The 15,903-nt window shown below is 66.2% G+C and carries 1 protein-coding gene; it reads left to right on the top strand.

Features of this window, described 5'->3' with window-relative positions; translation table 11 throughout:
* Positions 1 to 227: 227 nt before the first annotated feature.
* The coding region (locus E1832_RS09445; RefSeq protein ID WP_165978844.1) for a leukotoxin LktA family filamentous adhesin at positions 228 to 15,903 on the top strand (15,676 nt) is incomplete at its 3' end.

A 15,903-nucleotide genomic window follows, 5' to 3' on the forward strand; every position in this document is an offset into this window, starting at 1 on the left:
CAGAATACCCAGAATTTTGCTTTTGGGCACCCCTTCGGCGGTTTCGGGCCGGGACAGAAGATTTGGGGGATGAATTCCGGATGTGCATCGGACGTTTGTTCGATGTTGAGACGGCGGGATCGGCCTACATTTCGGTATCTTGAAGACAGAGTTGTAGAATGCCCGGATTTTTTTGCCCCAACGTTTTTCGTTCGTCTGATTTGATAATCCATCGCAAAACATTGCGGATGGCCTCTGCGGCCGTCTTGTCGGCGGTGCTGACGGTGGCGCCGGCGCTTCAGGCCGCAGCGCAGGGAATTCGTCCGGATGGGCGCACCGCCACGACGGTGACCACCAAGGGGCGGGTCACCGATGTCAGGACTTCGACATTATCGCAGGGCTTTGGCGTCAATAGTCTGCTCGACCTGAATGTCGGGGTTGGTACGGTCGCCAATATCCATGCGCCGAAGGGCGCCGGCGGAACGGTGAACATCATCACCGGCGGACGCGGTGTGGTCGTCGACGGAACGCTCAACGGCATGAAGAACGGCCGTGTCGGCGGTGGGCTTTATATCGCCAGTCCCGATGGGTTCACGATCGGGGCCGATGGTAAGATTCTGGCCGGGCGTATCGGACTGTCGACCCCGACCAGAGGGTTTGCCCGGCGCATGATCGGGGCCGATGGTGGGGTCGACGGCGATGCGGTGCGGACGCTGGTCGATGGCAATGCGCGGCTGGGCGAAGCCAGCATCGATGTGGCCGGGCGCATTGCGGCGGACGAGAGTGTGCGGCTGCGGGCGGGCGGTGACATCACCGTTTCGGGCCGGATCGAGGCCGGCGACCGCGCCGGGCTGATGGACGCAGCCGTCAATATGGGGGACGTCTCGCTATTTGCGGGGGGCGCGGTGCGCCTTCAGGATGGGGCCGGGATCAGTGCCGGCGGAGGCGAGGACGGCGGTCGCGTCGACATTCGCGCCGGCCGCGACATCTCGCTTGACTGGGGCGCTGTCGTGGGGGCCGAGGGGCTGAAAAACGGCGACGGCGGCGAGGTGGTGATCTTTGCCGGGGACACGGCCCATCTGGGCGAGGGCGCGGTGGTCTCGGCCGCCGCCCTGGGCGAGGGCGGCGGCGGGTTTGTCGAGTTCTCGGGGGTCGAGACTGTCGAGCTGATGGGCGAGCTTCGGGCCTGGTCGGCGATGGGCGAGGGTGGTTCGGTCCTGATCGATCCGGCCGAGGTGATCGTGAGCGCGGATGTGTTCACCCATGGTGCGGACTATACCCTGACGGCCTCCGAGCGGATTGCTGTCGGCGAGGGGGTGACCGTCTCGACCCGCAATACCGGTGGCACCACCGATCACCTGACCGCGGATTCCATCGGCGCCTCCGGCGCGCTGACGCTCGAGGCGCCGGTGATCGAGATCGAGGCCGGGGCGATGCTGCTGGCCTTTGCAAATGCCGGCGGCTTTGCCAGCGGCGATATCCTGCTTGATGCCCATGTGCTCGACAATATCGACCTTTCCACCTCTGCCCTGCCGGCGGGCACGGCCCGGATCACCGTTCTTGACGCGGTCCTCTGGGGCGGCGATGTGACCCTGCGCACGAGGGTGAACAAGGACAACATCTATTCCACCGACGGCATGGTGAACGACTACGTCACCGACATGTTCGGCGGCACCGGAGTCACCCAGATCGACGCGCTGTTGCGCAACACGGTCAACGGTGTCGATCAGGACGTTGCCGAACTGCTCGACACCCTCGACGAGGCGAACCTGCCGGCCGCGTTGACCGCCAGGGCGATCACCCGGGTTGCCGGCAGCTATATCATCGCCAAGGGCAACGCCACGATCAGTTCAAAGGCGACGACCGATATCGGGTTGAACCCTGACAATCAGGCGCTGGCCATCGCCGTCGCCTATTCCGATACCCAGGCCGAAACCCTGGTCGAGGGCAGCCAGGTGTTCACCGGCGGCGATCTGAACCTATCGGCTCTGGCGATCGAGAAACTGGACCTCGGCGCGGGCAGCGATGATGCGGACAGCGCCAGCAACATGGCGCTGGCGCTCAGCCTGCGCCGGTCCAGCGCCACGGCGCTGATGGTCGGATCGACCTATCGCCTGTCCGAGATCGAGGGGCTGACCAAGAGTTTTCCGTTCGACGCCACGGTCATGGGCGATGCCACGGTTCATGCGGAGGTGCGCAAGGACATCGCGATCTCGGCGACGTCGGGCGGAAATGACAGCGGCGCCGGCGAGGCGGTGATCCTGTCCTATGATGACACGCTGGCGCAGGCCTCGGTGACGACCTTTCTGCGCACCGATGACGGCGATTTCACGATCGATGCGCTGACCGATTACGTCGCCTATGACCTGAGCGCGACGGTGGACGAGGACGGGCTTGGCCTGCCCGTCGCCGCGCCGACGGACGGGACCGACACGCTGGCCGCTGCGCTGGATGCCACGCGTGCGACCCTGTCCTCTGTGTTGGGCAGCACACTGGACGGCGCGGCGATGGTGGTCGATGTCGCCAATACCGAAACCCTGGCGAGTTTCGGCGCGGAGACACCCTATCTGAGCGTTCTCAATCCCTGGTGGCCCGAGCGGGAAGGGTCGGGCGGCAGTTTCGCGGCGATGGTGGATGCGGAAGACGATGCCTCGGAGGGCACCGCGCTGACGATCTCGGCGCTGACCGATCTGGGCGAAAGCAGTGTCGCCGCGACGGTCGGCTCGGAGAACGACGAGGGGTTCAGTGCCGGCGGCACCGCGATCCTGTCGGGCCTCGGCATCGAGACCACGGCCACGGCGGACGGGCTGAACATCCTCTCGGGCCCCGAGCTGGCGGTCGAGGCAGAGCTGACCGGCGGCTATGCCATGCGTCAGAGCAGCGTTGGCGGCGCCGATATGGGTCTCTCCTTCGGCTATCTGAACACCGATTTCACCACTCAGGCGATCATGACCGATTTCTTTTCCTCGGACATCGCCGGGATTGCGGTCAGCGCGACGGAAGAGCTGGAGCTGACCAATGCGCAGGAGGCGGTAACGTTCTCGGATGCCGCCTCTGGCACATTGGGCTTTGCCCGCACCGACTATGATTCCGACGTGCTGGCGCGGATCGGGAACAATCAGTTCATCTCGGACAAACGCGATGCGGTTTCGGTGGCGGCGGACAGCGCTACCAGCCTCGATACGGTGGCGATGCGCAATGGCACGGTGCTCGACGACAAGGCGCAGGTTTCGGCGGCCACCGCTTTGGTAACCTCTCATGGCGAGGTGCGGGCCGAAGTCCTGGGCTGGTACGGGCTCGAACGCGATGCGCTGACGATCAGCGCCACCGACCGGACCTGGCGGCAGATCGTCGCCAATGCCTCGGCCGATGGCGACAGCCTGAACGTGCTGGGCGCGCTGGCCTATGACGAATATCGCCGCGATACCGTAGCCCGTATGAGCGATGTCCCGATCCATGGGATGGTGGACGGTCTGTCGATCACCGCCCTGTCCGAGACCGGCTCGAATGTGGTGTCGATCGGCCGGGCCACCGGCGACGCCGGCACCAGTCTGGCCGGGCTGGGCGCCTGGATCGTCGACGATCGCGATGTGCGCGCGCGGCTCGCGGCCTCCTATAGCGAGATCTCGCTGGAGGGCGGTCTGGAGATCGACGCCACCCGCACGGACAATTACGTGCTGTTGCAGGGAACTGAGGCCAGCTCCGGCAGCGGGGCGGGGATCGCGGTCGGTGTGCTGTTGCTGGGGGGCGAAACCCGGACCGCGGCCAAACTGAATCTCTATACGCCGGTGATGTCCGGAGGGGAGCCGGTCGATCCGGAGGATCCGGAATTTGCCCCGGTTTGGGCGACAGTCGGTGACGGTGGCTCGGTTTCCATCACCGCAACCAACGCGGCCACGGCCTTTGACCTGACCATGGGCGGCGGGGCGGCCGACAATTTCGGCGGCATGGGCTCGCTCGCCTATGTCGACATGGGACATCTGGCCGACGATACCGCGCTGACCGAGGCGACCGAGGTGCTGCTCGACGGCGGCTCCGAGCGCGCGGATTACAGCGGTGAGACCGACACGGTGCTGGACGCGATGGCGGCCGATTACATCGCCGCCGGCGATCTCGGCGGTGGCGGGCTCGCGCCGCAGGACGTGCGCGACAGCCTGACCATCGCCACGCTCAAGGTCTCTGACGGCGTTGCCGATCTCGGCAGTTCGGTCACGGTCGAGGCGGTGGATGATCGCAAGGCAACCGCCATCGCCGGGCAGCTTCAGTCCGGGTTGGTTGCCGCGGCGACCGAGGCCTTCACCACCTATTTCTCCATCGACGACCTGTCCGAAGATGGGGTGGACCTGTCGCTGCGGCCCGATAGCGTCGGCGACGCGGTGGACACCGCCAAACAGGTTTACGGCACCGGGGTCAAAGCCTCTTATGCGATCTCCGATTTCAAGGATGCGATCAGCGACGCCGGGACTATCTCGACCTCGGCCACCACTGTGGGCGCAGCGGCCGGGGTGACCGTGATCGGCGGCAGCGTCGTGGCCGAGGTCGATCTGACCGCGGCGGATGAATGGTCCGCCGATGGCAGCCTGAGCACCGGTGCGCTGACCATCGCCAGCCGCAACCGCGCCACGGCCACGGCGCTGGGCTTTGGCATGCAACTGGGCAGCAACAGCATCGGCGCCTCGGTGTCGCATTCGCGGCTGAATCAGATGGCAACGGCCGGGATCCTGAACGGGGCGGTCGGGGCAGGCACGGTCGATATCACGGCCGAGAACAGCGGCCGGGCCACCACCATCGGCGGCATCGCGCTGGGCGCGAGCGGGAATGCAGCGGTGGGCGGAACGGTCTCGCTGGCCGATCTCGACGCGGCCAGCCTTGCGGCGGTGACCAATGCGACGGTGACGGCGGGCGGCGGGCTGACGATTGACGCGAACGACAGCAGCAGCGCCCTGTCGCTGGCCATCGCCGGCGGCGGTTCGGCCGGCTCGGTCTCGGGGATCGGTGCCATCGGGGCCACCTCGCAGCGGGCGGTGGTGCGGGCCGGGGCCTTCGGCAGCACCCTGATGGCGACCGGCGGCAAGCTCTCTATCGCGGCCACGCAGGACGCCACCACCAACGCGCTGACCGTGCAGGGCGGCGGCTCGGGCTCGATCGCCGTCGGGGCGGCAATCTCGGACGTGACGCTGCGCGGCAAGACCGAAGCGCTGGCCATTTCCAGCGCACTGGCCGCGAATACCTCCGATATCGAGCTGAGCGCCAGTTCGGAGCGCTCCATCGGCTCTGCCGCCATGGGCGCCAATGTGGGCGGCACGGCGGGGATCACCGGCTCGATCTCGCTGATCACCCGCGAGGATACGGTGCGCGCGGGCGTCGACGGCTCGGCGCTAACGGCGGGGGATTCCATCCTGGTCGAATCGCTGGCCGAGGCCACGCTCGGCGCCTCCGGCGGCGGCGGCGAGGGGCTGCTTTCGGGCATCGGCGCACCGACCGTGTCGCTGGCCGGTGGCGGTACGGTGGGGATCGGGGCCTCGATCACGGTGATCACCTCATCCGCCACGGTCATGGCCGAGGTGGTGGGCGGCAGCACGCTGACCGCCACCGGCACCGCAGAGGACAACGGGATTGCCGGGCATAGGCGCGACGGTCAGGTGCTGGAGAGCCATCGTTATCATGGTGTCGCCGTGGTCGCCGACAGCGCCACCGCGCTCAATGCCTTGTCGGTGGGCGCGGCGGCGGCCGGAACGGTGGCGATCTCGGTCCAGGTGCCGGTGCTGTTCGTCGAGGACAGCGTGACCGCCCATATCGCCGGCGGCAGCGTCGACAGCGCCGCCGATATATCGGTCATGGCCGGCAACGCCTCTGTGCTGCGCATCTTGTCAATGCTGGCGCAGGGGTCCGGCGCGGTGTCGGGCGGCGCGGATGTGGAGGTTCTGAACCTCGCCAAGACCACCTCGGCGCTGGTCGAGGATGCCGATCTGATCGCTGTGGGGGATATCGGCCTCGACGCCACCTCGGCGGAGGAGATCGAGACCACCTCTGCCAGCCTCTCCGCCGGGGCCACCGCCGCAGTGGCGGGCGTGGTGCAGGTGATGAAGGGCGAGAATGAGACCACCGCAGTGCTGAGCGGCGGCACGGCCGAGGCCGGCGGCGGGTTGGATATCGACGCGGGGTCGGTGCGGAGCATCGACCAGACCGGCGTCAACGGCAATTTCGGCCTCTATGCCGCGGTGGGCGGTCAGGTCTTCTACATGCAGGCCGAAGATGCGGTCACGGCCGAGATCGCCGATGGCAGCGCCGCCGATCATGCGGTGGTGGATGCCGAGGGCGATGTCGCGATCACTGCCGCGTCGGATCTGGAGATCGACAACATCGTGGTCAGCGGCGGGGCAGGGGCTGTCGCAGTGTCGGCCTCGGTGCTGGTGGTGAAGACCGAACAGGAGGTTTCGGCCCGGATCGGCGAACATGCCAGCCTTACCGGGCGGACCGCCGACAGCATTCTGGTTGAGGCCGATCAGGACATCCAGCACAGCGCGACCGTCGGCAATATCAACGGCGGCGGCGCGGCCATCGGCGCGGCGGTGCTGCAGCTTTCCGGCGGTAATCAGGTGCTGGCCGAGATCGACGATCATGCCACGGCCACCGCCTCGGGCGCGGTGACGGTGACGGCGAAGGCCGAGCGTGACATCACCGCCGACTCCGCCGCCGCCGCGGTGGGCGGCTTCGCGTTCCAGGGCTCGGCCACGCTGGTGAGCTACGGGCTCGACGTGCTGGATCTGGCCGCCAATGACGGCCAGCCGCGCTCGGACAGTGAGATCGACAGCTCGCTTGAGACCGTTGAGGATGAAATGAACGACTCCGGCTCGTTCGACGGCTATGGCGCCGGCGACGATGCCGCCGAGGCGGCACTGGAGCGCGCCCTGTCGGTGCGCAGCGCGATCGCCTCGGCCCGCGGCACGGTGGTGCCCGAGGGGGTGACCGCGCGGGTGGGCGAAAGCGCGGTGGTGAGGGCCGGGTCCGTCACTGTCGCAGGCGAGGAGAGCGGCATTATCACCGCCACCTCCGGCGGTGTCAGCGGCGGGACGGTCTCCTTCACCGGGGCGCTGGCGCGGGTGAAGCTGGGCAGCGCGGTGGGGGTCGAGATCGACACCTCGGCGGTGCTGCGCAGCGAGGGCGCGATCAGCCTTACCGCCGGGTCGGATGTGGATGTTGGCGGCACCAAGGCGATTGCCGGGACCGGCGGCGCCATCGGCGGCGCGGCGGCGGTGGCCGAAACCCATGCGGCGCGCATTGTGGGGGTTACCCTGGCCGATGACGTGCTGCTTTCCGGCATCGGCTCCGGTGTGGCGCAGGATGTGGAGATAGCGGCGAGCGAGACCGGCGATGCCGCGGCCGAGGCCACCGGCTTCAGCGTCGGCGCCATCGCGGCGGGCGGGGTTTTTGCCACCACCCGCAGCAGCTCGGATATCGCGGTAAGCTTCGCGGGCGATGCAACGGCGCCGCTGCTCAAGGCCGATACGCTGTCGATCGCCGCCACGCGCGCAGGTGCCATCGAGGCCAAGGGCCTCGGCCTGTCGGGCGGGTCCTTGTTCGGACTCAGCGGCGTGGATGTGGCCGCCTATGACAGCTCGGAGGTGGGGATCGACCTCGGTGCCGTGACGCTCATCGCCGGGGGGCTGGTCGAAATATCCGCCACCTCTCAGGCGGTGATGACGGTCAAGGGCACCGGCGCGGCGATTTCGCAGGGGATCTCGGTGAGCGGCACTTTTGCCCATGCGGAACGGGAGGCCCAGGTGGAGATCCTGGCGGACGGGTTCGATCTGACCGCGGGTGAGTTGAGCGTTCTGGCCCTGGATGCAGAGAGCACCGAGGCGGACGGCGCCTCATCGATCAGTTCCAAGACCTTTTCGGCCTCGGGCGGGGTCGGTTCGGCCGGGGGCGGTGTCACCTCGCTGGAGAATGACGCCTCGGTTTCGGTGGATCTGACGCTAGCGGCGATGGACGTCGGCGGTGACGCGGCTGTGGTCTCTGGCACCAACACCGAGATCATCGCCCTCTCGACCGGGTTGAATCTCGGGTTTCTGGGGCTGGGCGCCAATCTGGTCGAGGTGAATACGGATGCGGACGCCGCGCTGTCGCTGGCGGTGAGCGGGACCGGCGTGATTGGCGGGGCGCTGACCGCATTGGCGGCAGGGATCGAGGACATCTCTGTCGAGACGCACGCGGGCCTTGGCAGCATCTTTTCGGTTCATGGCGCCAAGTCCGAACTGGATATCGACGGTGACGTGACCCTCGATCTGGACGGTGGCGACGGGCTGAGCGTTGGCGGCACACTGGCCGCGGCGACCTATCGCGGAGTGAGCTTTGCAAATACGGCGGACTCCATCGAGGTGAGCCTTGCCGATTTCGGCGGCACAAAGATCGACAACGACGTCAACGCGGACAGCAGCCTGATCCTGGCCGGCGCCCTCGATGCCGATGCCTTCGAGGCCGAGATCGTAACAGAGATCAACAAGAGCGACGACGGCTATTCCGGCCAGATCGGTTCGGGCGGTCTGCTCGACGGCACATCGCTGGATTCCGAGACCGATATCGACGTGACCGCCGTTCTGACCGTTGCCGACGGCGCCCGGCTGACCGAGACCGGATCGGACGGGGTGAGCGATTATGACACGCACCTGGCGATCTCCAGCTTTTATGATCTGGCCGACAGCGTGAAGATCGACACCGGCGGCGGGCTTCTGGTGCCGACCGCCAAGACCAGCATCGACGTGGATGCCAGCGACGTGGCGATCCGGATCGGTGATGCCGATATCGTCGCCGATGCCGGGATCGAGATGGAGATCCTGGCCGAGGCGACTATCACCACCGAGGCCTTCGTGAATGTCTATGGCCTGGCCGGATCGCCCCATGCCGAGGCGATTTCGGACTATGACGCCGCCCAGGCGATCGAGATTTCGGCGGGGGCCTCGGTGTTGTCCGACGAGGGCTCGATTCACATCACCTCTGCGGGCGATGCCAGCGACATATCTTCCGAGCTTCGGGTCTGGAACGCCACCGCAGTCCCGATCGGACGCAAACCCTATGCCAAGTCCCGCAATGCACTGAGCAACGAGATCACCATCGACAGCGGGGCCGAGGTCCGCGCCGCGAACGATGTCGAACTGGTGACCGGAGCGGGCGATACCGACACCTATTCCTATGGGTTGGCCTCCGACCTCTACCGCGAGACGGCGGAAACCGTGGTGAACGCGCTGGGTGATATCGTCGGGGCGGAGGACGTCAGCCTTGATACCGAAGTGGGCGAAACCGTCGAAACCTTTTCCGCCGCAGTCCTGATCGACGGCGAGGTGGAAAGCGGAACCAATTACTTCCAGCAACTGGTGGTGGATGAGTCCGGGGTCACGGCCGCGACCGACGGGCTTGACTACGAAATCCTCTCGGATGCCGATCTGAGCGATCTTCTGGACCTGTCGCTGGACGATCTGAACGGCGAACTTGCCGATGCGATCGCAACGGACGATCTGGTTTCGCAGGTGCGGCTGGAGGCGGAAATCGCCCGGCTGGAAACCATCCTCGACGACATGGGCACCAACCCGATCGACCTGATCCGGGTGATCTCGGCCTATTCCGCCCCGGGCGATGTGGAGGTGACCGCCGACACGCTGACCGGCGGCGGTACGGTGATCTCGCATGGCGACGCGACGATCCTGATCGTGAACGACAGCCCGGCGGTGATCGAGGTGGTCGAAGCCGAGATTCCCTATCGCGGCGGCGGGCTGGTGTTGCTGAACGACATTCCGCTGACCGACGCGACGGCGCCGTCCGAGCTGACGATCCAGGCGACCGCCTCGGCGGATATCGCTGCCGAGACACTGATTTCGGTCGAGAACTTCTATGCCAGCGCCACGGGCATCTCGGGCGATATCTATGTGACCGGCAGCATCGAGAACCTGCGCGGCACGGTCAGCCTGTTCACCGCGGACGGCGATATCATGGTGCTGGGCGGCGAGATCGACGCGGCCAATGTCGATATCCATTCGGGGGGCGATTTCGTACTGACCTCGGGCGACGGGCTGGTCACGCTGGGCGCCTCGGCATTCTCGACCTATGCGCCCCTGTTCGCAAACACGCTGTCCGGTTTGGACGGCTGTCTCGACTATATCTGTTACCTGGAGGATATCGCCGGATCGGACTATGAAGATGTACTGTCCGGCGGCGGCGAGATCGTCGCGCAGGGCGGGGTCTATGTCTATGCCAATGGCGAGGTGAACATCACCGGGCTGATCCAGTCCGGCGTGACCGATTTCGAGGTGATGATCGAGGATAGCATCACCGATGTGATCGACGACTGGGACAGCCTGCAGACCGTCGCCGTGCTTTACAGCCCGGCCGGCAATGGCACCTCGCCGGCCGAAGAGCCGTTCCAGGACGCAGCGTCGGGCAATGTTACCCTTCGCTACGATCAGGACTCCGGGGTGATCCTGATCGATCCGATCATCGCCAAGGGCGGCGAGATCGAGATCGTCGGTCATATCATTTCAACCGGCGGCGGCGAGCTGGTGGCGGCCAACGGCTATGCTCATGTGGAAATCACCAACGAGTCCGACCTTCCGATCGTGCTCAGCGATATTTCCACCGGTTATGACGAGGGCGCAAACGGCTTTATCCGCATCGTCGATCTGGCCCGCGAGAACAGCAGCGGCGACGGCTTCGTCACCACCGAATACGAGCTGGCCGCCGACGGCACGGTGACGCGCACCGTAACCGGGCTGCTGGTCCGCCCCATCGTTCAGATCGACAAACCGACCTACGAGATCGTGGACGACTGGCGGGTGGTCTATGCCGCAGGCGAGATCGTGCCGCGGGTGGATGGCAGCTATGAGTATGACGAGGACAACCTCGGGGCGATCATTGTCACCCGGTACGATCACGTCGATATCGCCTTGGACGCGGACTTCAACGGCCGGATTGACGAGGACGAGGTGACCAGTTCCTCGGTCGTGGAGGAAGAGGAACTGGCGAACGTTCCCTTCTCCTCGAAATACGCCGTGCTGGCGGAAGAGATCGACATCGACACCATTCTGGACGATCTGGGGTCCTCCTTCCCGGATGGGGTGGTCAACGCCTGGGTGGGCGACAGCGACTACGATTATGTCCAGGTGGGCGATCAGGACCTCGTGACGGCCTGGGATTTCGAGAGCGTGGACGTGGGCGACTGGACCTTGGAGCAGGACAACCCGTTTGGTGCCGACGTTTACGAGCGCACCCGGACGGTGACCGAGACCACGTCGAACTGGGATGTGCATATCATCGCGGCCGACCGGACGGTGGGCATCGGCTTCGAGGGCCATGACATGGGGTCTCTGACCGTCACCTCGGTGGGGGACGTGATCTTTGACGGGTCGGTCTACAACCGCTCGGGCCTGACCACGATCACCTCGACCGGCGGGGCGATCCTTGCCAATTCCCGTTCCAATCCGTTCGAGACCAACAAGCTGGTGATGAGCGCGGAGGGCGATATCCTGTACAGCCGGGCCTACGACGGGCCGGGGTATACCGGCGGCGGCGATGCCGGGATCGAGATGGTCCTGCCCGGCGCGCGCGATCATGACTTTTTGGGGAGTTCAGGCACGGTTTTGGGGAGTTTGTTCTCGTCCACGACCGCGGCGACCGATTTCCGCATCGACCAGGCCGAGGGCTTTGGTCTCGACATCTCCGCCGGCGGGTCCGCCCGGATCGAGGAGGTCACCGGCGACATGGAGATCCTGTCGGCCTATGCCGAGGACGATCTGCACTTGACGGCGGCGAACTCGATCCTTGTGCATCGGTATTCGACCGCGCCGGTCCAAGTGGCGGGCGAGCGGTTGAAACTGACCACCACGGCGGGGTCGGTCGGCACGCTGGAGGCGCCGCTGGTCTTCGAGGCCGATGCGATCGTCGCCGACGCCGGCGGTGACATCAACTTGCTGACCTCCTCCGATCAGCCGGTCCGGGTGAAGCACCTGATCTCGGCTGAGGGCGATGTCTCGCTGGTCTCCACGGTGTCGGATATCTGGGATTACGATTTCACGGCGACGGTGGATCGCCGCGCCGAGGAGGGGCTGCTCGAGGCGCTCTGGGACGAGATGGGGCTGCGCGCAGTGGATGCGGACGGCGCTGCGGAAACCGAGCGCGAGACGGAGCTGATCGCCAGCTTCGAAGAGCAGAAGACGCAGGACTACTTCGAGTATTGGAACCGGCTGCGCACATGGGAGGTGGATGGCTCGGGCGCGCTCGTCGAGGGGGAACCGCTGGCCTATGACCCCGACTTCGCGGTCACCTTCAGCGCCGAAGAGATCGTTCGGCTGGAGGCCGACGGTCTGAGCGCCGCGCAGATCGCCGATCTTGCGGAGACCGCCACCGAACGGTTCCACGCCTTGCACGAGACCTGGGGCAGCGTGAGATTCGACGCGGATTTCGAGTACAACGCCACCCTGGCGAACCGCAGCGAGCTGACGACAGGCCTGCACTGGAGCGAGGCGCAGCTTGGCACCGGGTTGCGCAGCGAATTGATCCTGCCGGTGACCGATACCGTGCCGGTGATCGAGGATCCCAATTTCCTGGGCCACGACATCAATATCGTCTCGGCCGGCGATATCGGCCGCAACCGCAATCCTTACGTGATCGACCGCGCTACCGGCCTGACCGAGGAGGCGCTGCTGGAGCTGTGGACGGCCGAGCGGGTCGATATCGGGATCGGCGAGGACAGCATCGAGGTCGCCCGAGCCGACGATGTGGACATCGAGGCGACCGGCCATCTCTTCGCCCTTGCCGGCGGCGATGCGCTGATCGGCTCGGAGCACGCGATCGAGATCCTCTATGCCGATGCCGTCGAGGATCTGCGGATCAAGAGTGCCGAGGCGCTGACCCGGGCCCCGGATGGCGATCTGGTGCCGCATATGCTGCGCGGCAAGACCATCGTTCTGGAGGCGGCCGAGGGGGGGATCGGCGCGCTGAGCGAGCCGCTGCTGATCACCCAGCTGGCCGACGGCGCGCTGGTGGCGCGGGCCGATGGCCAGATCCGCCTGACCGCGCCGACCAGCGATATGGCGGTGACCGAGATCTTCTCGGATACCGGGGTGGTGCTGAGTACGCTGACCGGCTCGATCCTCGATCAGGGCGGAACCGACGGCGTCGATATCCTGACCGACAATCTGGTGCTGCTTTCGGCCGGCTCGATCGGGACCGAGGATGATCCGCTCGACGTCCAGATGTATGGCGGCGATGGCAGCATCTCTGCCGTGGCGCTGACCGGCGATCTGGATCTGGCGGTGACCGACGGCGATGTCAGCGTCGGGTTGATCGGCAGCTATCTGGGCGATGTCCGGATCGACATTCAGGCGGGTGACCTGAGGCTTCTCGGCCTGTCCGATCCGGCACTGGCCGAGCTCTTCACCGTCGAGGCGCTGGCGGGCGGGACCGGGGCGACCGAAACCGGCATCGGCGGCCTGCAGGGTGCCTTCTCCGGCCCGGGCAGCCCGCTCGACGAGTTGGCTGACCTGCCGAAGACAGGGGCGGAAACGCTCGCGCCCGAGATTGATCTGCCCTGGGCGAGCGGCGGGATTGACGGGGACAGCAGCTCGGACATTCCGATGATCGCGGCGATCCATGCCGGCGGCACGCTGGTTCTGGACGTGTCTGGCAGCGTGGTCGGCCGTGAGGGCGGCGCGCTGGATATACAGGCGAGCGAAAAAGCCGAATTCCGCACCGGCGACAGTTTCGGCACCCGGGAGAATTATATCCTCAGCCGCCTGGACGCGGCCCCGGACGGCGCGCCGGCCGAGCTCTATCTGCGCGACTACGACAAAGACGACGGTCGGGCGCCCGACTATTACCTCGCCAATATCGGCGCGACCGACCTGCGGAAGGCCAACCTGACGGAGGGTGAAAGCACGGTGCGGCTGATGAGCTATGGCGATCTGACGGTCGACGCGGCATCGTTGCTGCGCGGCGGCACGATCTGGCTTGGCGCGGTCGGGGACAACCCGAATGGCAGCGGCGCCGATGTGGTGGTCGGCAACGGTGTGACGGTGGAGGCTGACGGGCTTGGCCTGTTCTCGACCAACGCGGTCGAGATCGAGGGGACCGACGGGCTGAGCGTCGAAGGTGCCGACCTGATGGTGTTGGCGTCTAACCTTCTGTTCCCCGATGCCTGCTCGGGTTGCGGCAGCGTGACGGTGGCCGGCGACCATGTGCTGAACATCGTGACCGAGCACTCGGTCAACCTGGCCAGCGTCGCCGTTCCCGAGGGAGACGTGCGCATCCTCACCGCCGGGGTCGGCAAGATCGGGATCGGCACGCTGGAGGCCGATCAGATTTCGCTGATCACGCGCTTTGGAGATGTCGACATCGCAACGCTAACCGGCGCCGACCTGACGGTCATTGCCAATGGAACGGTGCATCCGGGTGTCTATGCGTTGTCCGGATCGGTGGATATCGACGCGACGATGATCGGCCGCAGCGCGGCAGAACCGCTGACCCTGATCGGCGGGGAGGAGGCCACCGAAATCGCGCTCTATGGCGAATACGGCATGTATGTCGAACTTGACGACGGCGACCTCTACGAGATCGAGACGCTGGGGGCGGGCGCCACCGGGGTCGGCATCAACCTCGATGCGCTGTCCGACGGGCTCGCCACGCTGACGCTGAAGTCGGTGGCGACGGCGGGATCGGATGTGACGGTCACCTCCGATATCCTGACCATTGCGGGTGATGTCACCAGTACGGGCGGCGACGTGACCATGCGCAGCCTTGTCGGGGCGCTGCGCATGGCCGACAACACGCTGATCGATGCGCTGAACGGGCATATCACGCTGACCTCGGCGGGCGATATGGTCCTCGCCTCGCTAAGGACGCTGGGGCAGGATCCGGATGCGCCGATGATCTATGTCTCGGCCACCGAGGCGCTGACGCTGGCCGATACCATCGGGGCGAATATCATGGCCGGGGTGCCGGGTGACGCCCATGCGGTTGTCTATGCCGGGGCGATCGCCACCGGGCCGGGCGAGTCCCTGTGGATCGATGCCAGCCAGATCACCGTCTATTCCGGGCTGGGCGATCTGCACCTGACCTCGACCCTGGCCGAGACCGGGATTGTGTCGCTGGTGAGCGGCAATGGCGACGATATCGACTTTGTCGCTCTGGGCGACATCGTGCTGAAGGATGCGGAACTGATCTCGGCCGATCCGCTCGGGATCGAAAAAGGCAGGATCAGCCTGAATTCCAATTACGGCGATATCGACGGCTCGGTCGCCACGCTTGAGGCCGCCGAACTGACCATGGTCACGCCCGAGGGGCGGATAGGGGCGCCGGGCAGTCCGGTTGCGCTGGTCAGCGATGGCAGCACCCGCCTGCGCGTGGGGGCCACCGGCGTGATCGCGCTGGATGTGGCCGGCGATCTGGATGCCGCGTTCATCCTGTCCGAAGGCGGCTCTGTTGCCGTCACCGCAACGGGAACGGCGCAGATCGACCTTATCGGTGGCAGCGGGTCGGTTACCGTCGAGTCCGCGGGGGGAAGCGTGACGCTGGTGACCGAGGGCACGGTTGTGCCGACCATCCCGGAGATTGCCAACCTGACGACCGCGACCCGCTTTCCCGAACTGGTCGCCGGACCACAGCCTGAACTGGTGCTGGCGGATGGCGACGACGGCACCGGCGACGACGGCACCGGCGATGACGGCACTGGCGACGATGGCACCGGCGATGACGGTACTGGCGACGATGGCACCGGCGATGACGGCACTGGCGACGATGGCACCGGCGATGACGGTACTGGCGACGATGGCACCGGCGACGACGGCACCGGCGACGATGGCACCGGCGATGACGGTACTGGCGACGATGGCACCGGCGATGACGGCACTGGCGACGATGGCACCGGCGATGACGGTA

The organism is Antarcticimicrobium luteum (genome assembly GCF_004358185.1).
GTDB lineage: Bacteria > Pseudomonadota > Alphaproteobacteria > Rhodobacterales > Rhodobacteraceae > Antarcticimicrobium > Antarcticimicrobium luteum.